General features: G+C 60.3%; 19 protein-coding genes. 8 read left to right on the top strand and 11 right to left on the bottom strand.

The window, feature by feature from the left end; all coding sequences use genetic code 11:
* Positions 1-4: 4 nt before the first annotated feature.
* Positions 5-466 carry an LEA type 2 family protein gene (locus ACQRBV_RS23495; RefSeq protein ID WP_090371436.1) on the bottom strand — a complete coding sequence of 154 codons (462 nt, stop codon included), beginning with the start codon at positions 464-466 and terminating at the stop codon, positions 5-7.
* Positions 467-479: 13 nt separating this feature from the next.
* On the bottom strand, positions 480-1,907 hold the full coding sequence (locus ACQRBV_RS23490; protein ID WP_411983906.1) for a nucleobase:cation symporter-2 family protein: 1,428 nt from the start codon (positions 1,905-1,907) through the stop codon (positions 480-482).
* Between the two features lie 231 nt (positions 1,908-2,138).
* Between ACQRBV_RS23490 and ACQRBV_RS23485 the strand changes: the two genes are divergently transcribed.
* Positions 2,139-3,764, top strand: a complete 1,626-nt coding sequence (locus ACQRBV_RS23485; protein ID WP_104993478.1) for a methyl-accepting chemotaxis protein — start codon at positions 2,139-2,141, stop codon at positions 3,762-3,764.
* A gap of 142 nt (positions 3,765-3,906) precedes the next feature.
* On the opposite strand, the gene ACQRBV_RS23480 is transcribed toward ACQRBV_RS23485, so the two are convergent.
* The 5 genes from ACQRBV_RS23480 to ACQRBV_RS23460 form a co-directional block, all read right to left on the bottom strand.
* The gene (locus tag ACQRBV_RS23480; RefSeq protein ID WP_411983907.1) at positions 3,907-4,884 is read right to left on the bottom strand and encodes an NAD(P)-dependent oxidoreductase; all 978 of its coding nucleotides are present in this window, start codon (positions 4,882-4,884) and stop codon (positions 3,907-3,909) included.
* Positions 4,881-6,173, bottom strand: a complete 1,293-nt coding sequence (locus tag ACQRBV_RS23475) for an MFS transporter (RefSeq protein WP_090371428.1) — start codon at positions 6,171-6,173, stop codon at positions 4,881-4,883. The genes ACQRBV_RS23480 and ACQRBV_RS23475 overlap by 4 nt, the downstream gene beginning before the upstream one ends.
* An 83-nt stretch (positions 6,174-6,256) precedes the next feature.
* A complete protein-coding gene (locus tag ACQRBV_RS23470; RefSeq protein WP_060757080.1) occupies positions 6,257-7,201 on the bottom strand; it encodes a sugar kinase in 945 nt (314 codons plus the stop codon).
* Positions 7,194-7,976 (bottom strand): sugar phosphate isomerase/epimerase family protein, encoded by a 783-nt coding sequence (locus tag ACQRBV_RS23465; protein WP_244383698.1) that lies wholly within the window; start codon positions 7,974-7,976, stop codon positions 7,194-7,196. Before ACQRBV_RS23465 ends, ACQRBV_RS23470 begins: the two co-directional genes overlap by 8 nt.
* A 67-nt stretch (positions 7,977-8,043) precedes the next feature.
* Entirely contained in the window at positions 8,044-9,057 is a 1,014-nt protein-coding gene (locus tag ACQRBV_RS23460) for a LacI family DNA-binding transcriptional regulator (protein WP_411983908.1), read from the bottom strand.
* A gap of 259 nt (positions 9,058-9,316) precedes the next feature.
* Here ACQRBV_RS23460 and ACQRBV_RS23455 point away from each other — a divergent pair, with 259 nt between their 5' ends.
* The 3 genes from ACQRBV_RS23455 to ACQRBV_RS23445 all read left to right on the top strand — a co-directional run bounded on the left by ACQRBV_RS23455 (position 9,317) and on the right by ACQRBV_RS23445 (position 15,243).
* Complete coding sequence (locus ACQRBV_RS23455) at positions 9,317-10,564, top strand: hypothetical protein (protein WP_060757077.1); 1,248 nt, start codon at positions 9,317-9,319, stop codon at positions 10,562-10,564.
* A 130-nt stretch (positions 10,565-10,694) separates the two neighbouring features.
* A complete protein-coding gene (locus tag ACQRBV_RS23450; protein WP_411983909.1) occupies positions 10,695-12,695 on the top strand; it encodes a hypothetical protein in 2,001 nt (666 codons plus the stop codon).
* A gap of 283 nt (positions 12,696-12,978) precedes the next feature.
* Entirely contained in the window at positions 12,979-15,243 is a 2,265-nt protein-coding gene (locus ACQRBV_RS23445) for an autotransporter outer membrane beta-barrel domain-containing protein (RefSeq protein ID WP_060757075.1), read from the top strand.
* Between the two features lie 63 nt (positions 15,244-15,306).
* Here ACQRBV_RS23445 and ACQRBV_RS23440 read toward each other — a convergent pair whose 3' ends face one another.
* From ACQRBV_RS23440 to ACQRBV_RS23425, 4 genes are all read right to left on the bottom strand, one after another.
* Positions 15,307-15,768, bottom strand: coding sequence for a hypothetical protein (locus ACQRBV_RS23440; protein WP_060757074.1), 462 nt, complete (start codon positions 15,766-15,768; stop codon positions 15,307-15,309).
* 264 nt (positions 15,769-16,032) lie between these two features.
* Positions 16,033-16,674: a DUF1345 domain-containing protein gene (locus ACQRBV_RS23435; protein ID WP_244698612.1), complete on the bottom strand. Its 642-nt coding sequence runs from the start codon at positions 16,672-16,674 to the stop codon at positions 16,033-16,035.
* 37 nt (positions 16,675-16,711) lie between these two features.
* Entirely contained in the window at positions 16,712-19,810 is a 3,099-nt protein-coding gene (locus ACQRBV_RS23430; RefSeq protein WP_161549516.1) for an efflux RND transporter permease subunit, read from the bottom strand.
* Positions 19,811-19,816: 6 nt separating this feature from the next.
* The gene (locus ACQRBV_RS23425; protein WP_060757071.1) at positions 19,817-20,971 is read right to left on the bottom strand and encodes an efflux RND transporter periplasmic adaptor subunit; all 1,155 of its coding nucleotides are present in this window, start codon (positions 20,969-20,971) and stop codon (positions 19,817-19,819) included.
* Between the two features lie 288 nt (positions 20,972-21,259).
* Here ACQRBV_RS23425 and ACQRBV_RS23420 point away from each other — a divergent pair, with 288 nt between their 5' ends.
* The 4 genes from ACQRBV_RS23420 (at position 21,260) to ACQRBV_RS23405 (ending at position 24,953) form a co-directional block, all read left to right on the top strand.
* A complete protein-coding gene (locus tag ACQRBV_RS23420) occupies positions 21,260-21,961 on the top strand; it encodes a response regulator transcription factor (RefSeq protein ID WP_060757070.1) in 702 nt (233 codons plus the stop codon).
* A gap of 3 nt (positions 21,962-21,964) precedes the next feature.
* Complete coding sequence (locus ACQRBV_RS23415; protein WP_244383694.1) at positions 21,965-23,269, top strand: ATP-binding protein; 1,305 nt, start codon at positions 21,965-21,967, stop codon at positions 23,267-23,269.
* Positions 23,270-23,304: 35 nt separating this feature from the next.
* A complete protein-coding gene (locus tag ACQRBV_RS23410; protein ID WP_411983910.1) occupies positions 23,305-24,075 on the top strand; it encodes a class I SAM-dependent methyltransferase in 771 nt (256 codons plus the stop codon).
* A gap of 92 nt (positions 24,076-24,167) precedes the next feature.
* Positions 24,168-24,953, top strand: coding sequence for a sulfite exporter TauE/SafE family protein (locus tag ACQRBV_RS23405; protein WP_060757067.1), 786 nt, complete (start codon positions 24,168-24,170; stop codon positions 24,951-24,953).
* Positions 24,954-25,018: the final 65 nt, after the last annotated feature.

Genomic DNA, 25,018 nt, shown 5'->3' with positions numbered 1-25,018 from the left:
GTCGTTACCAGGTAGCCGTGTTCGGCAGGTCCAACGTGCCACGCTCCACAAAGCGCATGGTGCCGAACAACCCGCCCGCCAGCTTGCCGCGCAGCACGTAGGGCAGGTTGTTCAGGCTTTGAGTCTGGCTCAAGCCCAGAGTTTGGCGCAGTACGGAAAATGCCGAAACACTTACCGGCACCATCAGCACGGTCTCGGAAAAGCGCGGCACCGAGCCTGCCTGGTCACTCACGCCTGATGCCAGCGGCCGGCCATTGACGTCCAGGTCCAGGGCGATGCCGCTGTAGTCGATGGCCGTTTCATTGGGGTTCTGTACCCGCAGCTTCACGGCGAAACGCACTTCCAGGTCTTGGCTTTGCAGGGGCTCGATCCCCACCACCGTGATGTTGACCGGGTCGCGGTGGGGGAACAGCGCGCAGGCGCTCAAGGTCAGCAGCAGTAACGATAGAACCATGAGCTTGCGCATCTGAAAGTTGCTCCTATTGCGTAACGTCCGGGTCTTGCATGACTTTGAGGGTAGAAGACTCCGGGTCGAATTCGTCTTCTTCCAGCTCTATGAACTCTTCGGGCAGGAAAATGTTCAGCACGATCGCACAAAATGCGCCCACGGTGATCGGCGATTCAAAGATGTTGTGCAGGGCCTTGGGCAGGTCGCGCAACACTTCCGGCACGGCGGCGACGCCCAGGCCCATGCCCAGGGAGATCGCCACGATCAGCACGTTGCGTCGGTGCAGCCCGGCTTCGGCGAGGATCTTGATTCCGGCCACGGCCACGGTGCCGAACATGATCAGCGTCGCGCCACCGAGCACCGGCTTGGGCATCAGTTGCAGTACCGCGCCGATCATCGGGAACAACCCCAGCAACACCAACAGGCCGGCGATAAAGTACGCCACGTAGCGGCTGGCCACACCGGTCAGCTGGATCACGCCGTTGTTCTGGGCGAAGGTCACCATCGGCAGGCTGTTGAAGGTGGCGGCCATGGCCGAATTGAGGCCGTCGGCCAGCAGCCCGGACTTGATGCGCTTGATATACAGCGGGCCCTTGACCGGCTGTTGCGAAATCATCGAGTTGGCGGTCAGGTCACCGGCCGCTTCAAGCGGCGAAATCAGGAAGATCACGGCAACCGGGATAAACGCGACCCAATCGAACGAGAAACCGTACTTGAACGGCACCGGTACGCTGATCAGCGGCACCTGGGGCAGGGCGGCCATGTCCACGCGGCCCATCCACCAAGCCACGACAAAGCCCAGGGTCAGGCCGATCACGATCGAACCCAGGCGCAGGAACGGGTTGCTGAAGCGGTTCAGAGCCACGATGGTCAGCAGCACCAGTGCCGCCAGCCCCATGTTGCCCGCCGCGCCCAGGTCGCTGGAGCCAAAGCCGCCGGCCATGTCGGTGACCGCCACCTTGATCAGCGACAAACCCATCAGGGTAATGATGGTGCCGGTGACAACCGGGGTGATCAGTTTGCGCAGTTTGCCGATGAACTGGCTGAGCACCACTTCGATAAAGGCTGCAAAAAAACAGATACCGAAGATCGTCGAGAGAATTTCATCGGTCCCGCCGCCCCGGGCCTTGACCATGAAGCCGGCGCTGAGGATCACACTGATAAACGAAAAACTGGTGCCCTGCAGGCACAGCAGGCCGGAACCCACCGGGCCGAACTTGCGCGCCTGCACAAAAGTCCCCAGCCCCGAGACGAACAGCGCCATGCTCACCAGGTACGGCACTTCACTACCCAGTCCCAGAACACCGCCTACAATCAGGGTGGGCGTGATGATCCCGACGAAACTGGCGAGCACGTGCTGTAACGCGGCAAAAATCGCTGCGGTGAAGTGCGGACGGTCTTCCAGGCCGTAGATCAGGTCGGATTTATAGCGCGGTTGGGGGGCATGAGCGTCAGACAAAATGAGGGCTCGGGTCAGAAAATGGAGACGCAGGATGCCAGAAACTGCTAATCGTCAGAAGTGTAAAAAAATATTTATAAAGACCCTGCATAAACCGCCGGTGCTTGCCGATAGCCTGGGCAGGTCACCTATCAATTACAACAATGGTGACCAAGGTCTGAGCCGCGCGTTGACGCCGACGGATCGTTCGCGGCAGGGACGCATGCAAACACATCTTATGAGAGCGCATCTATGTCCCTTCGCCATCTGAATATTGCCCCTCGAGCTTCTCTCGGTTTTGCATTGATTGCCTTATTGGTCGTGGTATTGGGAATGTTTGCGGTTAATCGCATGACGTTGATGCGTCAGGCGTCGGCGGACATGGCCACCAACCAACTGCCCAGCGTCACTTATCTAGGGGTTATCACGGAGAACGTACTGCGCTTGCGTATCCTGTCATTTCGGGTGCTGGTCAACCGTGAGGCGGCGGGCCTGCAGGAGGCCGAAACCCGTATCGGTGTATTGCTTGATAAAGTGAAAACCGCTCAGGCCGGTTATGCGGTGATGCCAGCCGGCCCGGAGGAGGCGGCCTTGTACAAGACGTTTATCGTCACCCTGGACAACTACATCAAGGCCCAGGCCGAGATGCTGGCTTTGTCCAAGCAAGGCAAGCTCGATGAGATGCGTACCCTGATCAACACCCGCATCAAGGACGGCACCGATCAGATGGGTGAACAGTTGAACAAGCTGATCGCGATCAATGTGGCCGATGCCCGGCAGGCCAATGATGATGCCGAGCAGAGTTATCAAAGTGCCATCATCGGTGTCATCGTGGTCTCGGTAGTAGCCGCTTTGCTGACAGTGTGTCTGGCCTGGGCGCTGACCAGGAGCATCGTCACGCCATTGCGCAAAGCCGTGGAAGTGGCCGAGACCATCGCCGGTGGCAACCTCAGCAAAGTGATCGAGGACGATGGCAAGGACGAACCGGCGCGTTTGCTCAGTGCCTTGTCCGCCATGCAAGCCAACTTGCGCCAGACCATCCAGCATATCGCCGGCTCCGCCACACAGTTGTCCTCCGCCGCCGAAGAGCTGAGTGCGGTCACCGAGGAAGCGTCCCGGGGCCTGCAACAACAGAACAATGAAATCGACCAGGCCGCCACGGCCGTCAACGAAATGACCGCTGCCGTGGAAGAGGTGGCGCGTAACGCGGTGTCGACCTCCGAAGCGTCCGGCCAGTCCAACCAGGCCGCCCGTGCGGGACGCGACCGCGTGGTCGAAACCGTCGAGGCCATCCAGACGATGACCCAGGATGTGCAAAACACCTCGGTGCTGATCGAAGGCCTGGCGTCCCAGGGGCGTGATATCGGCAAAGTGCTGGACGTGATCCGCGCGATTGCCGAACAGACCAACCTGCTGGCGCTCAACGCGGCGATTGAAGCGGCCCGCGCCGGTGAAGCCGGGCGCGGTTTCGCGGTGGTGGCCGACGAAGTGCGGGCGCTGGCCCATCGCACCGCACAGTCGACTCAAGAGATCGAAAAAATGGTCGCCGGCATCCAGAGCGGAACCGGCGAAGCCGTGCAGTCGATGCAGCAGAGTAACCAGCGTACCCATGCCACCCTGGAAATGGCTCGCGCCGCCGGTGTGGCCCTGGAGCAGATCACTCAATCGATCAGCCTGATCAACGAGCGTAACCTGGTGATTGCCAGTGCCTCGGAAGAGCAAGCCCAAGTGTCCCGCGAAGTGGACCGCAATCTGGTCAACATCCGCGACCTGGCGACCCAGTCGGCGGCGGGTGCCAACCAGACCAGCTCGGCCAGCCATGAACTGTCGCGCCTGGCGGTGGACCTGAATGGGATGGTGGCGCGCTTCGTCATCTGACCTGCAATAAGGCCAAAATCTGTAGGAGCGAGCTTGCTCGCGAAAAACGTCAACGATGACGCGTGTTTCCTGAATGAACGCGGCGTCTGAGGGTTTTTCGCGAGCAAGCTCGCTCCTACAAAAAGTCTTCCCCCCCTCTCTGCTATGGCTTCCACGCCCCCGGGTTCACCAGGTTCGTCGGCTTTTGCCCGGCCAGCGCCTGCAACAGATTATCCACCGCACACTTGGCCATCGCCTCGCGCGTCTCTTGGGTTGCCGAGCCGATATGCGGCGTGGCGACCACGTTGTTCAACCGCAGCAACGGCGACTCGTGATTGAGCGGCTCACGCTCGAACACATCCAGCCCCGCCGCCCGGATGGTGCGCTGCTGCAAGGCTTCGACCAACGACGCTTCGTCCACCACCTTGCCCCGCGAGATGTTGATGAAGATCGTCTCCGGCCCCATCCGCCTGAATGCTTCGGCGCCAATCAGCTTCTCGGTTTCGGCGGTCAGCGGCAAGGTCAGGCAGACAAAGTCAGCCTCTTGCAGCAAGTCGTTCAGGCTGCGGTACTGCGCGCCGAAACGCTGTTCCACCTGCGGCTTGGGTGAGTGGCTGTGGTAGATCACCGGCATGCCGAAGCCGAAATGCCCGCGCTGCGCCAGGGCTTCACCAATGCGCCCCATGCCGATGATGCCCAGGGTTTTGCCGTGCACGTCAGTACCGAAGTGCGCCGGGCCGATGTTCTTGTTCCATTGGCCGGCGCGCACCATGTCGGCCAGCTCGACCACCCGGCGTGCGGTGGCCAGGATCAACGCAAAACCGGTGTCGGCGGTGGTTTCGGTGAGCACGTCCGGGGTGTTGCTGAGCAGGATGCCGCGCCGGGTCAGGTAGTCGATGTCGTAGTTGTCGACCCCCACCGAGACGCTGGCCACCGCTTCCAGGCGGGGCGCCAGGTCCAGCAGTCTGGCATCCAGGCGCAGGCTGGCGCCGAGCAGGCCATGGGCGCTGGGCAGCGCGTCGCGCAGTTTGGCCAGGCCCGTGTCGTCCAGCGCGTCGATCAGCGTGACATCGGCCTGTTCATGCAGGCGAGCCATCAGCGGCGCGGAGAGTTTTTTGTACAGCACAACAGACTTTTTCATGAGGTTTTGACCTTCAACTCCAGGGTTGGCGCCCGTACGCGATCGCTGGCGCCGGGCTTGAGGAAAATCGTCAGCACCACCGACAGCAGCAACGCGCCGCTCATCAGCAGGTACGAGGCGCCGGGCGAGCCGGTGCTGCTATTGAGGTAACCCACCAGGTACGAACCACCGAATGAACCCAGCGCGCCCATGCTGTTGATCAGCGCCATGGCGCCACCGGCGACGTTGGCCGGCAGGATTTCCGGGACGATGGCGAAGAACGGACCGTAGGGCGCGTACATGCAGGCGCCGGCGATCACCAGCAAGGTGTAGGACCACCAGAAATGTTCGGCGCCAAGCGTGTAGGAGCCGTAGAACGCGATGGAGGCAATCAGCAACGGTGGCCACACAAAGCGTTTACGCTTTTGCAGTTTGTCCGAGCCCCACGACACCACCAGCATGCCGATCACCGCCGCGAGATAAGGCAGGGCCGACAACCAGCCGGCCTCGACCATATCCATTTTCAAACCCGCCTTGAGGATCGACGGCAGCCACAACACAAAGCCGTACACGCCGATGCTCCAGCAGAAAAACTGCAGGGCCAGCACGATCACCTTGGGCGAGCGGAAGGCTTCGGCGTAGTTCTTCACCGCCTTGATGCCCACCTGCTCGGCGGCCAGGGCGGTCTCCAGATCCTGTTTCTCGCTGTCGCTGAGCCATTTGGCATCCTTGGGCCGCTCATCGGCCAGGCGCCACCAGATAAAGGCCCAGATCACCGCCGGCAAACCTTCGATGATGAACATCCAGCGCCAGCTGAAGTGCTGCACCAGGTAGCCCGAGACCACCGACATCCACAGCATGGTCACCGGGTTGCCGAGAATCAGGAACGTATTGGCGCGCGAGCGCTCGGCACGGGTGAACCAGTGGCACAGGTACACCAGCATCGCCGGCATCACGGCCGCTTCAACCACCCCGAGCATGAAGCGGATGGCGATCAGCATATAGGCGTTGGACACCACGCCCGTCAGCGTCGCCAGGCCGCCCCACAGGATCAGGCTGACAAAGATCAGCTTTTTAACGCTGCGCTTCTGGGCATACATCGCCCCCGGCACCTGGAAGAAAAAGTAGCCCAGGAAAAACAGCGCGCCGAGCAGCGACGACATCCCGGGGGTGATCATCAGGTCTTCGGCCATCCCGGAGGCGGCGGCGAAGCCATAGTTGGCGCGGTCCAGATAGGCCAGGCTGTAGGTGATAAAAACGATCGGCATGATGTACCACCAGCGGCGGGTGGCGAGTTTCACGGTATCCATGGTGTTGCTCCTGAGCTTGTTGTAGTTGTTGCAACAGGTTGTGGTGTGCGGGCTTACCCCGCGCCGGGCTGCGGCGCCTTTGCTCAGCTCGCCTTCTGTGCCAGGGGCAGGTCTGCCCTGAACGGCAAGCCTTCCATATCGCCACGGCTCTGCACGGCACGGCTGCCGATCCAGTTACCGCGCTGCACGGCCTCGGGGAAACTGAGGTTTTCAAGCAGGGCACTGACCATGCCGACGGCGAAACCATCGCCGGCACCGACGGTATCCACCACGGTTTCCACCGGCACGGCGGCGATGAAACCTTGGTCCATGCGGGTCCGGTAGTAAGCCCCGTCCGGCCCCAGCTTGATGGCCACGGCTTCGGCGCCCTGGTCCAGGTAGAAGGCGGCAATATCGGCCGGGTCATCAAAGCCGGTGAGCAAACGGCCTTCGCTCAAGCCCGGTAATACCCAGTCGGCCAGGGCGGCGAGGGCATTGATCTCGCGGATCATCTGCTGCTCGTCGGGCCATAGCGATGGGCGCAGGTTCGGGTCGAACGACACGCTGCGCCCGGCCTTGCGCATTTGCATCATCAACTCGCGAGACAGTGCTCGCGTGGCGTCGGACAAGGCCGCTGGAATGCCGGTGGCGTGCAGGTGGCGCGCTTGCAGCAATGCCGGTTGGATGGCCTCGATAGACAAGTGGCTGGCCGCCGAGCCTTTGCGAAAGTATTCGACCTGGGGATCGGCGCCGCCGTCTTCACGGGACTTGAGTTGAAAACCGGTGGGGTGCAGCGGGTCGACCGCTACGTGGCGGCAGTCCAGCCCTTCTTTTTTCAGGCTGTCGAGCACAAAACGGCCCAGGGAATCATTGCCCACCCGGCTCAGCCAGGCCACGTTGAACCCCAGGCGCGACAGGCCGATGGCGACATTGCTGTCGGCCCCGGCAATGCGCTTGTGAAACTGCGCCACCTGCGCCAGGTCGCCGGTCTGTTCGGCGACGAACATCGCCATGGTTTCACCAAACGACAGGATATCGAGCTTAGACATGGGCATTCTCCAGACGGGGCTGGCCAAGGGTGGCGAGGGCGGCGACCTGCTGGGCGGTGACCTGGACCAGGTCATCGCCTTGCAACGGAAATTCCACGGCCCGCGTAATACCTTGGGTCATGTGCTTGAGCAGTTGTTCCCACAAATGCAGGTCGGTGGGGCCGGGCGGCAGGGCGACGAGCTTGCCGTCCTGGCGACGGGCCACGGCTTTGCAGTGCAGGTAGTCCACATGCCGGCCGAGCAGGCGGGCGGCGGTGAGGGCGGACTGGTCCTGCCACTGCCAGTTGCCGATGTCGAAGGTCATCTTGACCGGCAGGCCGAGGCGCTCCACTTCACTGAAAAAGCGTTGCATCGGCTCGATACGCCCACCGTGCAACGTCTGGTCGTTTTCCACCAGGAGCCGGACCGGGTGACGGCTGAGCAGGGCGTGCAGGCTTTGCAGGTCGTTGGTGTCGGTGAAGTAACCCAGGGACACCTTCAACCAGCGCGAACCGAAAGCCAGGGCGCGATCCAGGGTCGCGGCCAGTTCAGCATTGGGCTGGGCGCGACCGGCGACCCAGAGTTCCAGGGGCGATGAGAACACTGATTCCAAATGCTGCTGCGCCGCTGCTTGCGCCAGTTCGCCCGGTTGCTCGTCGGTCAACAGTTCTTCGCGCCATTCGATGCGTTGGGCGCCGGCAGTGCTGAGCACCTGGACAAAACTCAATTGGCCCTGCTGGCGTACCAGGTCGGCGCCGTAGCTGGAAAGGCTGATGGAGACGGGGTATTTATGCATTGTTGTGTACCTCTGAAACCGGTTTCATTTTTTGTGCAAGGAAGGTGCAAAGAAAGGTGCAAGACATTTAAAGGCGCCGAGTAGAGCCGCGCACGATCAACTCGGGCAGGAAATCCAGGGTGCGGGTGGGATCGGTGTCGCCGCGCAAGCGCTTGAGCAGGCAGTCAAACGCACTGGCGCCGATCGCCTCGGTCGGTTGGGCGAGGGCGGTGATGCCGCTGCCCACCAGCGGATACCAGTCCAGGTCATCCAGGGCGAGCAGGCCAACGTCGTCGAACAGGTGGCAGCCCAACGCCTTGAGCGCACGGGTGCAGGCCAGCGCGGCGACGCCGTTGGCGCAGAACAGCGCCTTGGCGCCGGGCTTGGCGAGAAAGGTGTGCAGGTTGTTTTCCAGGGCGTCATCGAGCTCCAGCACTTTGCCGGTCAACCCCGGGCGGCGCTCGATCTCGGCAATGAAACCGGCCTGGCGCTCCAGGCGCGAGCTGGTGCCGTCGGCCGCTTCACTGACCATCAACACGTCGCGGTAGCCCTGCTGCTGCAGATGCTCGAGCGCCATGTGCACGGCGGCCGGGTTATCCAGGCCCACCAGGTCGCTGTGCAGCGGTTCGACCTTGCGGTCCACCAGCACCAGGGGCATTTCCCGTCGCAGCTCCAGCAATTGGTCGAGGTGATGGCCGAGGGTGTTCACGATCAGCCCTTCGATGTTGTACGAACGCAGCGCCGCCAGGTGCTGGCGCTCCTGCTCGTCATCGCGGTCGGTGTTGCACACCACCAGGCTGTAGCCGTGCCGGCGGCAAGCGGTTTCGACGCCATGCATCACCGCAATGGAGTAGGGGTTGCGGATATCCGCCACCAACATGCCGATCAGGCGTGTGCGCCCACGTTTCAGGCCACGGGCCATCTGGTTGGGGCGGTAGCCGAGGGCTTCGATGGCTTGTTCGATGCGCAGGGCAATGGCATCAGAGAGCAGCGCGCGGTCATCGCCGATAAAGCGCGACACGCTGGCCTTGGACACCCCGGCGCGCTCGGCGACGTCGAGCATGGTCACGCGGCTGCGCTGGGCGGCGGAAAATGGAGTCACGGCAGAACCTTTCTTATTGGATTTGGTGTTTCACTGAAACCGGTTTCAGAAAACACTAGTCAACCGGCCTCGTCAAGAATTTCTTGGTGATGGCTCTGTCGTCAGACGCTGAAAAGCGGACGAATGGCGCTGCTACCTGTGAAATCTGACAGTATCAGCCGGCGTAAAGGAGGTGTTCAATTGCACCAACAGCGCCTGAGCCGTCTGAGTTTTTAGACAAAAAGGCGCATCGAGAGTGATTGAGTTGCGGGAGGTTTCGATGACCACTTCCAATACAACCCAGCCGAATGCGAATGGTCCTTCGGGCCCTGGCGGTATCCTCGTGCTGGATAAGCCAAAAGTCGTCGATGCACTACCGGATGGGTTGATCCCCGCTAAATTTTATTTCGACGATTTGAAGATGTTGCTTGAAACGCCTTGGGCGGTTTTACCCGCTACAGGCAGGTTCCAATATGTGATTTTTGAGTGGGCTGTCCATGGCGCCAGACCCGCCGATACCCCCCCGTTCGAACTGGTTGGCCCGCTGACGGATGCCGACTTTCCCATATCGCTGACGATTCCTCGGGCCTTTTTACTGAGCAGCGCTGTCGTTGATCTCAGGTATCGGATCCATAACACCCGGCCAGATAGTCCCAGCGTCGATACCTCTGAAACGGTGACTATCAGAATCGACCGCGATGCCCCTGGTGCTGGCGCGTTCCTTCCTCCTGCGATTTTCCCGATAGATCCGATAACTCAGGACTACCTGGACAACAATCCCATGGTGCCCATGGAAATCCCTCCGGGCTATCGAGGACGTGAGGTCGGTGACAAGGTACATATGTATTTTTCTGACCTGAATATGCTGCCAACGGGCTTGCCGACACTGACCTCGCTACCGCTGACGAGTGCCAATGGCCGCATTTTTGTAGAGGTGCCCAACGACGTGTTCCGCAGGTTCCCGGGTGCTCTCTGGCTGTTCTGTTTTTATCGTCTGGAGGATCGTGCCGGAAATGTGAACCCGGAATTTTCACAGGTGGCGCGGGTCGGGCTGCAAACCGACCTTCCTCCCATCATGTACACACGCCCCCGGTTTCCCCAATCCGAGTCCCACCCCAACCGGTATTTGACCTGCAGCACTCAGCCGCCGATTTGGTTAGGGGTCGAGGTACACATTCCCCCCGATCCGAACATCCTTGATGGGGATTTGATCACGCTCAGGTTTCAAGGGTATGGCCAATACCCTGATGTCAATCCAGACCCCAACATTGTGGAAACCCTTGAGCATTATTGGGACGCGGGAGGGGATGCAGCCGGCTTCAACTTCTGGATCCGTGATGTGGAACGTCTGATCCGCCCATTGAAAGAGAACGCAGGTGGAGAGGCTAGCTATTTGGTGTCCAGAGCGGGGGCGATCATAGGCCGCTCCGCCTCCAGGTTCGTGCAGTTCGACCGTGTGGTGCTGACGTCGCCACCGCCGCCCGACCCCATCTACTGCTGGATTGACGGTAATGGCCCCGAGCCTTGAGCCGAGTCATCCCAGCGCATGAATGTTGGGCTACATCGCTCTGATGGATGTTTTTTCGAGTCAGCGTGGTTGGCTGAATGCCATCGACGGGAGCGAGCGTGTCTGTTTAAAACACCAAGGAGAGACCGAAATGACTAAAAAACGTGGTTCGACTACTGCACCTGCGCCTTTGGTTCTCAATGCGCCTACGATCGTTGAAGCGCTGGATGATGCAACCGGCCTTATTCCTGCGTCGGTTGCACCTGTAGGTATTAACGTGGAATTGAGTACGGGGGTAGCGTCAAGGAACACCGATTGGATGAGCATCGAGATTCGCCCTACTGATGTGATTCCGCCCACGTGGGTCACCTTGGTAGCGCCCTATCAACTAACCGCCATTACCCCCCCGGTTCCGCCCGTTATCAACAGGTTCGTGCCCGCGCCGACACCCCAGTTTCGACACGGTTTCTACGAGCTTAGAAATACCCAGTACCGTAATCAAGCGGGCATACCGGGAACCCCCTTCGACAGCTCCAATCCGGGGGCATTTCGGGTCGATACCATTGCGCCTTATGCCGTTGAGTCATCCCGTGAGCAACCGGATGTTCCGGAGTTTGTCAACGCGCCGCCGGGCACCGTGATCAACAATGCGTTCCTGATACAAGAAGGTGGCCTGGAGATCCGCATTCCAGCGAACGGTTATCCCTCGCAGCCGGGGCAATTCGAACAAGGGGACAGGTTTTTTGTTTACTTCAGCCCGGTAATGGACCCGCGTCCCGAGCATTTGGTCAGCGATCCACTAGGGATACCGATGCTGACTACGGGGGGCACTTTCTTCCTGCCGGCCGCTCAGATAATTTTGAGTGGTTTGTACTATGTTTTCTACGTCATCCGTGATCGGGCCGGTAACATCAGCCGCCCTTCGTTCAATGATTTTCGTACCGTTGCACTGCTTGACGATCCCCAGCCATTGTCAGTCCGCATTCCATTGGCGCCCGCCCCGGACAACAGTACCGATGATCTGCTCGATATTGCGGATTATGTGCAAGGAATTGACGTTCATATTGTAGAGTACCTTCATCATGCGATCGGGCTGGACAGGTTCGAGTTGCAATGGGGTACGCAGCCATATGGGACGCAAACGCCAGCGCTTAGCGGATTTGACGTTATCTTCAGTAATATGAACGACGCGATCAAGGCCGCATATACCGCAACACTGGGGCCGCAGACTGTGATCGTGCGCTATCGTATCGACCGAAATGGCGTTCTCTTTGACTCTCCCGACAAAACCGTGCGACTTGATTTGTCGGTGGAAGGCGCGATTCTTCCTGGCACCCTTGAACCGGGAGATGTAAACCCTGGACTGCAACTGGCACAGGTGTATGGTGCGGTTTCGACTCCCGAGTTGAACACCCTGCGCATCGTCGATGCGAATCAACCTGTCACGATTGTGATTCCGCTCTGGACCGTTGCAGCGGCGCCTCATGCGAACAACAGGTTTTTCCTGTTCTGGGGCGTCACCCGAGAACGCGTCGGGCCTTTTAACCTCAGTACCCTGACGCCCGGGGCGGATGCGACGTTCACCATCCCGTGGGACGTAGTGGCTAGACATGGTAATGGCATGCAGCCGGTCAGCTACGTAGTCACCGGCCCCGGCACCACTAATGAAAACCCGTCGGGTGTTACCACCGTCAACGTGATCGATGCCGTGACGGAGACATTGCAAGCTGCTCGATTCCGGCATCTTGATGCCAACGCTGAGTGGAGCTGCGTGTCCTTGCAGAGTCGTGGCCCTGGGGTGCCGCCGACGCTCTTTGCCGAGCTTTTCATTCCAGCAGATCCAAGACTGGTGGTCGGTAATGATGTGAGAGTAACCGTGACTATTTGGAGCGAGGCCTTTGGCTTTCCACCGGGCCCATTCACGGAGGTCTTTACCCACCCATCGTTGAGCCAGGATGATGTGGATGATGGCTTCATTGTCGAAATTATTTACGGTGCATTCCTCAAGCAGTCTGCGATTGGGCCTTGCGAAGTGACCTACAGCACAGTGGTGAGCAGCGGAGCGACCGGTAACAGTGAGCTGGCCGAAATTTACTCGAATTTTTCCAATCCGGCGTCCTACTGCGATGGCGAGGAGATTGTGAGACCTTAAAGCAGGCTGTCAGTTGAAACCGTCAAAGGGAAGCGTCGCTTCCCTTTGACGTATCCGGCAGTTGGTAGTTGAAAATAGGCATTCTAGAAGCTGAGTTCACAGGTTCACCTCGATCGCCTTATATTTCTGAAGCTATGTATTGCCCGCCGCTACATCCTGTTCAGATTAATCCTACATCCTTGGGTAAGTTCACTCAGTAATCTCTGCGCCGCACAGGTAAGGCTCCATTCCGAGGGAACGAGCCAAACCGTTTCAAAGGCACTAGCCCAGAGAGTGAAAACCTATGTCCGTGTTAACCAACTTCGAGCTCAAACCCTTGAGCAAGATGATGAAAGTTCCAACTATTACTTTTCTTATGTTTGCCGCTTTTCAATCGAGCGCACACGCTGTTCAACTGATTGGCGAGTCAAAAACCATTGAGGCCGGTGAACTACCCAATGACTGGCAACTGGATATGAAGTCCGAGCTGACCGTTAATGGTGCCCGGGCACAGCATATTCTGGTCAACGATTCGGCGTTGATTGTCAATGCGGGCAGCCTGATTGATGATGTCCGTGCCACCCAGGGATCGTCCGTCAGCCTGAACGGCGCTACCGTCGATTCATCTCACGCTGTGTTCGGCGCAGTACGCCTGGATGACAGCAATGCTCTCATTCATGACAGCAACATCACTAGCCATACCACCGTAGGCCTGCAAACATTCCAGAGCTTCGACTCCGATAAAGGGGGCGTTGCCGAAGTATTCAATAGCACCATTCGTGGCCATATCGGCGGGGCGATGGCGGCGGGCAATAGTGAACTGCACTTCAGTCAAAACACATTGGTTGAAGGCACCGGCGCCGACAGTTTTGGCGTGTTTGTCGACAGGGCAACGGTCACTGCCAGCCAAAGCCGAATCATCGGCGGCAAAAACGGCGTGTTGTTCTCTGATGACTATGACGAAGGCGGCGTGGGTAAACTGGTGCTGGATAACTCCAGTGTCGAGGGCCGCAGCGGTTCCGCCATCGTGGTTAATGGTGAGCAGGGTTCGACCCCACGAGCAGAAATCGATGTGCGTAACGGCTCCACGTTGATCGGTGGCAACGGCACATTGCTGGAAGTTAACGGCGGCGCCACGGCGAGTATGAATGTCGACAACAGCCAATTGAAGGGTAACGTCATTGTCGAGGATGGCAGCAGCGCAGATTTGAAGCTGCAGAACCACGCCAGCCTGACCGGCCAATTGCAGAATGTCACCCGCCTGGATATCGGCGACCAGTCTTTTTGGGAACTCACAGGCGACAGCCAGGTTGGCGCACTGAGCCTGGCGGGCGGTACGGTGAAGTTCGGTCACACCGACGCGTTCTATCAGCTGGATCTGGACAGCCTCGACGGCAACGGTACCTTCGTCATGGGCACCGATTTCGCGCGTGGCGTCACGGACTTCCTGAATATCGAAGGCGAGGCCAAAGGCAATCACCGCCTGTTGCTCGCGGCCAGTGGTGCGGAACCGGTCAATCCGGAGGATATTCGCATCGTGCATACCGGCGGAGGCGACGCGCAATTTTCCCTGGTCGGTGATGTGGTCGACGTAGGTGCTTACTCCTACGGCCTGAAGAAGGAAGGCACTGACTGGTTCCTTGACCCGAACAACCGCGTGATAAGCCCAGGCACTCGCTCGGTACTGGCCTTGTTCAATACCGCACCGACCGTATGGTACGGTGAGGCGACCTCACTGCGTACACGCATGGGTGAGTTGCGTTTCGAGCCGGGTCAGGCGGGGGTGTGGATCCGGGGCTATGGCAATAAGTACAAGGTGGCCGACAGCACGGGTGTTGGTTACAGCCAGAACCAACAGGGCTTTACCTTGGGCGCCGATACTCCGTTGGCCGACAGTCAGTGGCTGGTGGGGGTAATGGCGGGTCACAGCACCTCGGACTTGAACCTCAAGCGCGGCACTTCCGGTAACGTGAAGAGCTACTACCTGGGTGCCTACGCGACGTGGTTGGACGAGGAAAGCGGTCTGTATTTCGATGCGGTCGCGAAGGTCAACCGGTTCCATAATGAGTCCAAGGTTGGGCTCAGTGACGGAACTTCGTCCAAAGGCAAGTACAACAACACCGGTGGCGGTTTGTCGGCGGAGGTCGGTCGCAACATCAAGTTGGACGATGGGTTCTTCGTCGAGCCGTATGCGCAGATGTCCACCGTAGTCATCCAGGGCGGCAGTTACAGCCTGGATAACGGTCTGCAAGCCAAGGGCGAGCGCACCCGCTCGATACTGGCCAAGGCCGGTGCGACCGTGGGGCGTGACATCCAACTCGACAGCGGCAGTGTGCTACAGCCTTATTTACGGGCAGCGATGGTGCATGAGTTTGCCAATAACAATAAGGTTTCGGTCAATAACAATGTGTTCAACAACGATCTGTCCGGTTCCCGAGCAGAATTCGGTGCGGGTGTGGCTGTGAAGTTGTCGCAGAACCTTCAATTGCATGCCGATCTTGAGCACAGCAGCGGCGGTAAGGTTGAGCAGCCTTGGGGCGCCAACGTGGGGGTTCGTTACACCTGGTAATTACACGCTATGCAAAAACGCCCGTATCGAGAGATACGGGCGTTTTTGCATGTGGCATGACCATCAACTGGTCAGGTTGAAGTCGACTTCGACCAAATGTGGATTTCCGTTGGCATCGGCATCGGTAGTAGCATGCAATGTACCTCTGATTTTAATGACACCCGGGGCCAGCCCCATGATGATCAAATCGCCTTTAATGCCACTGACCGTATAGTGTGCCGTGGGCGATTTTACCGAGTACCAGACTTCAACGCTGGTAAATTCCTGCTCCTCCAATTTGATTACCTTGCCGACTTCAATACTATCGGGCACCTGAATAAATAGTTCTTTGATGGTGGCCGCGTTATCGGCATGCCGGGCATTGACTCTAAAGACCGCCAGCTCGTAATTGCGGGATAGGGTGGTGGTCTGAAAATGAACGGGAGCGGAATCGATACGTGCGTCGAAGGTACCCGACGCATTGATTCGTTTTGGGCCCAATGCCTTTTGTTGCTCGGGGGTTAAAATTTGCGCTTGTACAGTCATGATCGCTTCTCCATCGCGGGTGGTTGTGCGAATAACAGAGGCATCAGCGGCTCTGTCTGAAGCATGTAATAGCAGAGTGTCTAACCTGTAAACTGTCAGAAATAACAGTATACGTAGACCGTAATGTATGAGCGTTTCTCGACGGATCAAATAGTCTAAGTACACATTTTTAATTCGTTTGAGTACTAACTCAAACCGCTTCTGGCAGGTTCACATGGGGATACTCGGCCCAGTCCAACTCAGCGTCTAAAAGCAGGTGCGGTGTCAGCTGAACAGCCCGGCGGCGATATTGATCGAGAACCCCAGAATCGCCGTATTGAACAGAAACCCGATCAACGATTGCCCCAGCACCACCTTGCGCAGGCTGCGCGTGGCCACGCCCACATCGGACGTCTGCACCGCCACGCCGATGGTGAAGGAGAAATACAGGAAGTCCCAATAGTTCGGCGTGAGCAGCCCTTCGGCAAAGCGCAGTGCCGGCTCCTTGCCCTCCCAGGTGTAATAGAGGCGAGCGTAGTGCACGCTGAAAATCACCCCGATCAACAACCACGAGCCGATGACCGTCAACCCGGTGAAGCCGTAATGCAACAGGCGCTCGGTGGGGGCCAGGTCTTTACTGCCGATCAGCTCGAACGTGATGGCGGCGAGGCTGGCGATGGCCGCGATGCAGACCATGAACAGCACCAGGCCGGCGTTTTCATCCTCGATTTCCGCGATGCGTTTTACATCCTGCGCCTTGGCGCGGATGGTCAGCCACAGCATCAGGACCAGATAGGTCCACACGCCGGCGTTCCAGCCGATGAGGATTTTGCCCAGGAGGGTGTCGGACGGTGCCAGGATGCCCACCGCAATGCCCATTACAGCGGCGGTGGAGAGGCGAGGGTGGGTGCGGGCTAGAAAGGGCATAGGTGCTCACAACTCAGAGGTTGTGAGCACCATAGCATCACTCGGTCTTATGGCGCTTGCGCACCAACTTCATGACCACCACAAAGAACACCGGCACAAACACCACCGCCAATGTCGCCGTGATCATTCCGCCGATCACCCCCGTACCAATCGCCTGCTGGCTCGCCGAACTGGCACCGGTGGCAATCGCCAGCGGCACCACGCCGAGAATGAACGCCAGCGACGTCATGATGATTGGCCGCAGGCGCAACCGCGCAGCCTTCAAGGTGGCGTCGATCAGGTCGTCGCCCTGCTGGTACAGGTCCTTGGCGAACTCGATGATCAAGATCGCGTTCTTCGCCGACAGGCCGATGATGGTGATCAGGCCCACCTTGAAGAACACATCGTTGGGCATGCCCCGCAAGGCCACGGCCACGACCGCGCCAAGCACACCCAGCGGCACCACCAGCAATACCGAGGTCGGGATCGACCAGCTTTCGTACAGCGCCGCCAGGCACAGGAACACGATCAGCAGCGACAGACCAAGCAACAGCGGCGCCTGGGAGCCGGACAAGCGCTCCTGCAACGACAGCCCCGTCCATTCCTGGCCCAGGCCCGCCGGCAGTTGGCTGACCAGGCGCTGGATCTCTTGCATGGCCTCGCCGGTACTGTGACCCGGCGCCGGTTCACCACTGATGGCGATGGCCGGGTAGCCGTTGTAGCGCGTCAACTGCGTCGGGCCCTGAGTCCATTTGGCTTCGACAAACGCCGACAGGGGCACCATCTTCCCGGCGTTGTTGCGTACGTTGATCTTCATCAAGTCCGCCACCTGGCTGCGCTGGTCGCCTTCGGCCTGCACCACCACCCGCTGCATGCGGCCCTGGTTGGGGAAGTCGTTGATATAGGCCGAGCCGACGGCCGAGGACAACACATTACCCACATCGGCGAACGAAACGCCCAAGGCGTTGGCTCGCTTGCGGTCAACCTGCAACTGCACTTGAGGCGCTTCGGCCAGGGCGCTTTCGCGTACGTTGGCCAGGATCGGGCTTTTTTCCGCCGCCGCCAGCAGCTCGGTGCGGGCTGCCATCAAGCCGGCATGGCCGACGCCACCGCGGTCCTGCAAACGGAACTCGAAACCGCTGGAGGTGCCCAGGCCATCGACCGGCGGGGGCAGGATCGCGTAGGCAACGGCGTCCTTGAGTTCGGTGAAGGCCATGTTGGCGCGCTCGGCAATCGATGCGGCAGCGTCATCGCTGCCACGTTCCGACCAATCCTTGAGCGTGGTAAACGCCAACGCCGCGTTCTGCCCGGAACCGGAGAAACTGAAACCCATGATCATGGTGGTATCACCCACCCCAGGTTCTTCGGCGTTGTGCGCTTCGATCTGCTCGGCCACCTGCACCGTGCGGTTCTTGCTCGCACCCGGCGGCAGTTGGATATCGGTGATGGTGTAGCCCTGGTCTTCCACCGGCAGGAACGAGGAGGGCAGGCGGCTGAACATCCACCCCAGGCCCACCAGCAATACCACGTAGATCAGCAAATAGCGGCCGCTGCGCTTGAGCGCATAGGCCACCCAGCCTTCGTAGCGGTCGGTGAGGTTTTCAAAGCGCCGGTTGAACCAGCCGAAAAAACCGCCCTTGGTGTGGTGTTCGCCCTTGGCAATCGGCTTGAGCAGGGTCGCGCACAAGGCGGGCGTCAAGGTCAGGGCCAGAAACGCCGAGAACAGGATCGAGGTGGCCATCGACAGCGAGAATTGCTGGTAGATCACCCCCACCGAACCCGGCATGAACGCCATCGGCAGGAACACCGCGACCAGCACCAGAGTGATGCCGACAATCGCGCCGGTGATCTGGCCCATGGCCTTGCGCGTTGCCTCCTTGGGCGACAGGCCCTCGGTGGCCATGATGCGCTCGACGTTCTCGACCACCACAATCGCATCGTCCACCAGGATGCCGATGGCCAGTACCATGCCGAACATGGTCAGCACGTTGATCGAGAACCCCAGCAACAGCATGGTCGCAAAAGTGCCCATCAAGGCAATCGGCACCACCAGGGTCGGGATCAAGGTGTAGCGCACGTTCTGCAGGAACAGGAACATCACCGCAAACACCAGCGCCATGGCTTCCAGCAGGGTGTAGACCACCTTGGTGATCGAGACCTTGACGAACGGCGAGGTGTCGTACGGGATCTTGTATTCCACGTTGGCCGGGAAGTAACGTGACAGCTCATCCATCTTCGCCCGCACCAGGGTCGCGGTGTTCAGGGCGTTGGCGCCGGGTGACAGCTGCACGCTGACCGCAGTGGACGGCTTGCCGTTCAGGCGGGTGGAAAACTGGTATTCCTGGCTGCCGATTTCCACCCGCGCCACATCACCGATGCGCACGGTGGAGCCGTCCGGGTTGGCTTTAAGCACGATGTCGGCGAATTCCGCCGGCGTCGACAGCTGGCCCTTGACCAGGATCGCTGCGGTGATTTCCTGGGTCCTGGTCCCCGGCAAATCGCCCAGGCTGCCCGCCGAAACCTGCGCGTTCTGCGCGCTGATCGCGGCGTTGACGTCGGCCGGCGTGAGGTTGAAGCCGATCAGCTTCTGCGGGTCGATCCAGATCCGCATGGCGCGCTCGGCACCATACAGTTGGGCCTTGCCCACACCGTCCAGGCGCTTGAGTTCGTTCATCACGTTGCGCGCCAGGTAATCGCTGAGCGCCACGTCGTCGAGCTTGCCGTCGTTGGACGTCAGGGTCACCAGCAGCAGGAAGCCTGCGGAAACTTTCTCCACCTGCAAGCCTTGCTGGGTCACCGCCTGCGGCAGGCGAGATTCCACCGCCTTGAGACGGTTCTGCACGTCTACCTGGGCCATTTCCGGGTTGGTGCCCGGCTGGAAGGTCGCGGTGATCGTCGCCGAGCCGAGGCTGCTCTGGGATTCGAAGTACAGCAGGTGGTCGGCGCCGTTGAGCTCCTGCTCGATCAGGCTGACCACGCTTTCGTCCAGGGTCTGGGCCGAGGCGCCCGGGTACACCGCGTAGATTTCCACCTTCGGCGGTGCGACGTTGGGGTACTGCGCCACCGGCAACTGCGGGATGGCGATTGCGCCGGCCAGCAGGATGAACAGGGCGACCACCCAGGCGAAGATCGGGCGGTCAATAAAGAACTGCGGCATGGCGGGTTATTCCTTTACGAGACGGCCCGAGGCAGGGCTGTCATCCACTTCGACTTTTTCACCGGGGCGCGCATGTTGCAGCCCTTCGACGACGATGCGGTCGCCGGGCTTGAGGCCACTGCTGACGACCCAGCGGTCCTCGATCACGGCGCCCAACTCCACGGGTTGCTGGCTGACGGTCTGTTCGGTATCCAACAGCAGCACCATCGGTATGCCGGCGCTGTCTCGGGTAATGGCGCGTTGCGGCACGCTGATGCCTTGCTTGTCGACGGCCTGTTCCAGGCGCACCCGCACAAAGCTGCCGGGCAGCAGGTCGAGGTTCGGGTTGGGGAACTCACTGCGCAGGGTGATCTGCCCGGTGCCCGGGTCGACGCTGATGTCGGTAAACAGCAATTTGCCCGGCAGCGGGTACGGGCTGCCGTCATCCTGGATCAGCGTGGCCTTGGCCTGGTCCTGGCCGACCTGCTTCAGACTGCCGGCGCGGAAGGCGCGGCGCAGGTCATTCAGCTCACGGGTGGACTGCGTCAGGTCGGCGTGGATCGGGTCCAGTTGCTGGATGATCGCCAGGGGCGTGGCTTCGTTCTGGCCGACCAGTGCGCCTTCGGTCACCAAGGCGCGGCCAATACGTCCGGAAATCGGCGCGGTCACGGTGGCATAGCCCAGGTTCAGCCGGGCGCGTTCGACGGCCGCCTTGTTAGCGGCGACTTCGGCATTGGTCTGGCGCAGGTTGGCGCGGGCATTGTCGTAGTCCTGGGCGCTGATGGCGTTGCCGTCGACCAACTGGCTGTAGCGCTGTTCCTGCAAGCGAGCCTGGAAGGCATTGGCCTCGGCTTTGCTCAGGTTGGCCTGGGCACTGTCCAGGTCGGCCTTGAACGGTGCCGGATCGATGCGAAACAGTACGTCGCCCTGTTTGACGTCATGACCTTCCTTGAACACCCGTTGCATCACCACGCCGGCCACTCGCGCACGCACCTCGGCAATCCGCGGGGCGGCGATGCGCCCGCTCAACTCGCTGGTAATGGAGAGGGGCTTGGCCTGCAGGGTTTCAATGCGGACTTTGGCCAGGGGCATTTCCGGCGCTTCGTCCGCCGAGTTGCCGCAAGCGCTGAGGGCCAGCGCCAGGGCCAGCAGGCAAAACGGCGCAAACAGATTCTTCGACATGCTCTTATCCCAATAATGACGGCTGCATCCTAAGGTCACCTGCGCCGTGGTGCTGTGAAGCTGTGTAGCGTGTCTGTGAAGAAATGTAAGGTGCGGCGCGCTCGGCGCCGCGGGCGTATATCCTTGCACAACCTTGCCGGCACGGGAGATCCGATGTGGGAGGGGGCTTGCTCCCGATAGCGGTGTATCAGCTGAAATAGGCGGCGCTGAACCACTGCTATCGGGAGCAAGCCCCCTCCCACATGGGATTTTTGTTCGACCAATACTGTATTTTCTGGAAACACCTTTATGCCCAACATCCTTCTGGTGGAAGACGACGTCGCACTCTCGGAACTGATTGCCAGCTACCTGGAACGCAACGGCTACCACGTCAGCGTGCTCAGCCGTGGCGACCATGTACGTGAACGTGCGCGTCTCAACCCGCCGGACCTGGTGATCCTCGACCTGATGCTGCCCGGTCTCGACGGCCTGCAAGTGTGCCGTCTGCTGCGCGCCGACTCGGCGGGCCTGCCGATCCTGATGCTGACCGCCCGCGACGACAGCCACGACCAAGTGCTGGGCCTGGAAATGGGCGCCGACGACTACGTCACCAAACCCTGCGAGCCGCGTGTACTGCTTGCCCGTGTGCGCACCTTGCTGCGCCGCAGCAGCCTGTCCGAACCGCAGATGGCCAATGACCAGATCATCATGGGCAACCTGTGTATCGACCTGTCCGAACGCACGGTGACCTGGCGCGAGCAGCCGGTGGAGCTGTCCAGCGGTGAATACAACCTGCTGGTGGTACTGGCCCGGCATGCCGGCGAAGTGCTCAGCCGCGACCAGATCCTGCAACGCCTGCGCGGTATCGAATTCAATGGCACCGACCGCTCGGTGGACGTGGCCATCTCCAAACTGCGTCGCAAGTTCGACGACCATGCCGGTGAGGCGCGCAAGATCAAGACGGTGTGGGGCAAGGGTTACCTGTTCAGCCGTTCCGAGTGGGAATGCTGATTCATGTTCCGTGTGCTGATTCGTCTCTACCTGATCACCATCGTCACCTACAGCGCGGCGATCTTCCTGATTCCCAAGCTGGTCATCCAGTTGTTCGAACATCGCTACATGGACTACAACGTCGAACAGACCCGTGGCCAGCAGGCACTGATCGTCAAGCAATACCAGCGAGCGCCGGTGGAGCGCTGGTCGCAGGTCACCGAGCAGCTCGGCCGCGACTTTGCCCCGCTCAAGGTGCAATTGCTGTTGCGCCAGGACGCCAGCTACACGCCCGAGGAGGAGAAGCTGTTCGAGCAAGGCAAGCCGGTGATTCGCCTGGGGGAGTGGGGGTGGGTCGAGGACATCAGTTCACCGATCAACCAGCAGTTCGTGGTCAAGCTGACCGTTCCGCCCGACCCGATGGACATGAACCTGCTGTACTGGTCGATGAATGTGTTGATCGGCGCGGCGCTGCTGGCCTGCCTGCTGGTCTGGCTGCGCCCGCACTGGCGTGACCTGGAGCGCCTGAAAACCACGGCTGCGCACCTGGGCAGGGGGAACCTCAGTGAGCGTACGCACATCCCGCCTAGCTCCAACATCGGCAGCCTGGCGTCGGTGTTCGATACCATGGCCGATGACATCGAGCACTTGCTCAACCAGCAACGCGACCTGCTCAATGCGGTCTCCCACGAGCTGCGCACGCCGCTGACGCGTCTGGATTTCGGCTTGGCGCTGGCCTTGTCCGAAGACTTGCCCCAGGCCAGTCGCGAACGCTTGCAAAGCCTGGTGGCGCATATTCGCGAACTGGATGAACTGGTGCTGGAATTGCTCTCCTACAGCCGCCTGCAAAACCCGGCGCACTTGCCGGAGCAGGTGGACGTGATGCTCGACGAGTTTATCGACAGCGTACTGGGCAGCGTCGATGACGAGATGGAAAACCCCGAGATCGTCATCGATGTGGCGCTTGACTGTGCTGTCGAGCGTTTCGCCCTTGACCCACGCCTCACCGCCCGCGCGTTGCAGAACCTGCTGCGCAACGCCACGCGTTATTGTGAAAAGCGCATTCAGGTGGGGGTCAAGGTGTGCCCCAAGGGCTGTGAGATCTGCGTGGATGATGACGGTATCGGCATCCCGCTGGACCAGCGCGAGCGCATTTTCGAACCCTTCTATCGCCTGGACCGCAGCCGCGACCGCGCCACCGGCGGCTTCGGCCTGGGGTTGGCCATCAGCCGGCGCGCCGTTGAAGCCCAGGGCGGAACATTGACCGCGTTGGCCTCACCCTTGGGCGGCGCACGGTTCAGGTTGTGGTTGCCGGCGGCAGGCGCATAATCAGGCTCCCCGATTCGACTGAGGAGCGTTCGACAATGACCGATGTTCACGCGTCTGCCCAGCAGGGCTTCTCGACCCAGGCCGCCACCTACGTCCAGGGCAGGCCCGACTACCCACGGCAACTCATCGGCTGGCTCGGTGAGGCGCTGGGGGTTGAGCCGCAGTCGACGGTGATCGACCTGGGCGCCGGTACCGGCAAGTTCACCCGCTTGCTCAGCACCTTGACGCCTGCGCTGATCGCCGTCGAGCCGATTGCGGCGATGGCCGCGCAATTGACCAGGTCGCTACCCGATGTGCGCCTGGTGGAAGGCACCGCCGAATCGATCCCGTTAGGGGACGCCACCGCCGACGCAGTGGTCTGCGCCCAAGCGTTTCATTGGTTTGCCACGCAAGCGGCACTCGCGCAGATCCACCGCGTAGTTAAACCCGGAGGGCGCCTGGGGTTGGTGTGGAATGTGCGCGATGAGTCGGTGGACTGGGTCGCCGCCATCAGTGCAATCATCACGCCTTATGAAGGTGACACGCCGCGCTTTCATACCGGGCGCTGGCGCGAAGCGTTCACCGGCAAGTATTTTTCCGCGCCTGAACTTACCTGTTTTCCCTACAAGCATGTGGGCAGCCCGCAGGAAGTGATCATGGACCGTTTCCTGTCGGTGAGCTTTATCGCCGCGCTGCCCGATGCCGAAAAGGCCAAGGTCAGCGCGCAGTTGCAGGCGCTGATCGACACTCACCCCGCGTTGCAAGGGCGAGATAGCGTGGCGTTCCCGTACCAGACTCAAGCGTATGTGTGCCACCGACTGAGTTAAAAAGGCATAAAGTCAGATCATATTGGTATAAGTCGTTATAAGAAAAATCGCTATCCTGCCGCCAGAAATTTATAAGGCCATGGGTAGCTGTAATGGATGTGGGTAATCTGGGGTTTGTCGTCGCTGGCCTGATCGTCGGTTTTATCGTGGGCATGACCGGTGTCGGCGGTGGTTCTTTGATGACGCCGATCCTGCTGTGGTTCGGTATCAACCCGGCGACGGCCGTGGGCACTGACCTGCTGTACGCCGCCATTACCAAATCCGGTGGGGTGCTGGTCCACAGCAAGAACCGCAATATCGACTGGAGCATCACTGGCTGGCTGACCCTGGGCAGCGTACCGGCGGTGTTGCTGACCCTGTGGTTCCTTGCCAGCCTGCACACCGATCCCAGTGCGATGAACGCGGTGATCAAACAGGCTCTCGGCGTGGTGCTGCTGCTGACGGCCCTGGCGATTCTGTTCAAGAAAAGCCTGTTGGCCTTCGCTCAACGTCATGCCGGCGATGATTACCACATGAGCCCGCGCAACCTGAACGGGCTCACGGTGGTGACCGGCGCCATCCTCGGCACCATGGTTGCCCTGACCTCCATCGGCGCCGGCGCCCTGGGCACCGTTGCGCTGTTTATCCTCTATCCCTTCCTGGCCACGCGCCGCCTGGTGGGCACCGAGATCGCCCACGCCGTGCCGCTGACCCTGGTGGCGGGCCTGGGCCACGCCAGCATGGGCAACATGGACTGGCACCTGCTGGGTTTCCTGCTGATGGGCTCGCTGCCGGGCATTTACCTGGGCAGCCACATGACCGGCAAAGTCCCGGACGGCGTGCTGCGCCCGTGCCTGGCGATCATGTTGATGAGCATCGGCTACAAGCTGGCTTTTTAAGATAAGCACCGGTCAATGTGGGAGGGGGCTTGCTCCCGATAGCGGTGTGTCAGGTTCAGAAACCG

The organism is Pseudomonas sp. R11F (genome assembly GCF_050312575.1).
Lineage (GTDB): Bacteria > Pseudomonadota > Gammaproteobacteria > Pseudomonadales > Pseudomonadaceae > Aquipseudomonas > Aquipseudomonas palleroniana.
Note: the sequence above shows the minus strand (reverse complement) of the source record. Positions and strands in the feature narration are given on the sequence as shown.

Coding starts and splice junctions, on each gene's coding strand:
- ACQRBV_RS23495 (WP_090371436.1), bottom strand. CDS start 466: ATGCGCAAGCTCATGGTTCTATCGTTACTGCTGCTGACCTTGAGCGCC.
- ACQRBV_RS23485 (WP_104993478.1), top strand. CDS start 2,139: ATGTCCCTTCGCCATCTGAATATTGCCCCTCGAGCTTCTCTCGGTTTT.
- ACQRBV_RS23480 (WP_411983907.1), bottom strand. CDS start 4,884: ATGAAAAAGTCTGTTGTGCTGTACAAAAAACTCTCCGCGCCGCTGATG.
- ACQRBV_RS23475 (WP_090371428.1), bottom strand. CDS start 6,173: ATGGATACCGTGAAACTCGCCACCCGCCGCTGGTGGTACATCATGCCG.
- ACQRBV_RS23470 (WP_060757080.1), bottom strand. CDS start 7,201: ATGTCTAAGCTCGATATCCTGTCGTTTGGTGAAACCATGGCGATGTTC.
- ACQRBV_RS23465 (WP_244383698.1), bottom strand. CDS start 7,976: ATGCATAAATACCCCGTCTCCATCAGCCTTTCCAGCTACGGCGCCGAC.
- ACQRBV_RS23455 (WP_060757077.1), top strand. CDS start 9,317: ATGACCACTTCCAATACAACCCAGCCGAATGCGAATGGTCCTTCGGGC.
- ACQRBV_RS23450 (WP_411983909.1), top strand. CDS start 10,695: ATGACTAAAAAACGTGGTTCGACTACTGCACCTGCGCCTTTGGTTCTC.
- ACQRBV_RS23445 (WP_060757075.1), top strand. CDS start 12,979: ATGTCCGTGTTAACCAACTTCGAGCTCAAACCCTTGAGCAAGATGATG.
- ACQRBV_RS23440 (WP_060757074.1), bottom strand. CDS start 15,768: ATGACTGTACAAGCGCAAATTTTAACCCCCGAGCAACAAAAGGCATTG.
- ACQRBV_RS23435 (WP_244698612.1), bottom strand. CDS start 16,674: ATGCCCTTTCTAGCCCGCACCCACCCTCGCCTCTCCACCGCCGCTGTA.
- ACQRBV_RS23430 (WP_161549516.1), bottom strand. CDS start 19,810: ATGCCGCAGTTCTTTATTGACCGCCCGATCTTCGCCTGGGTGGTCGCC.
- ACQRBV_RS23425 (WP_060757071.1), bottom strand. CDS start 20,971: ATGTCGAAGAATCTGTTTGCGCCGTTTTGCCTGCTGGCCCTGGCGCTG.
- ACQRBV_RS23420 (WP_060757070.1), top strand. CDS start 21,260: ATGCCCAACATCCTTCTGGTGGAAGACGACGTCGCACTCTCGGAACTG.
- ACQRBV_RS23415 (WP_244383694.1), top strand. CDS start 21,965: ATGTTCCGTGTGCTGATTCGTCTCTACCTGATCACCATCGTCACCTAC.
- ACQRBV_RS23410 (WP_411983910.1), top strand. CDS start 23,305: ATGACCGATGTTCACGCGTCTGCCCAGCAGGGCTTCTCGACCCAGGCC.
- ACQRBV_RS23405 (WP_060757067.1), top strand. CDS start 24,168: ATGGATGTGGGTAATCTGGGGTTTGTCGTCGCTGGCCTGATCGTCGGT.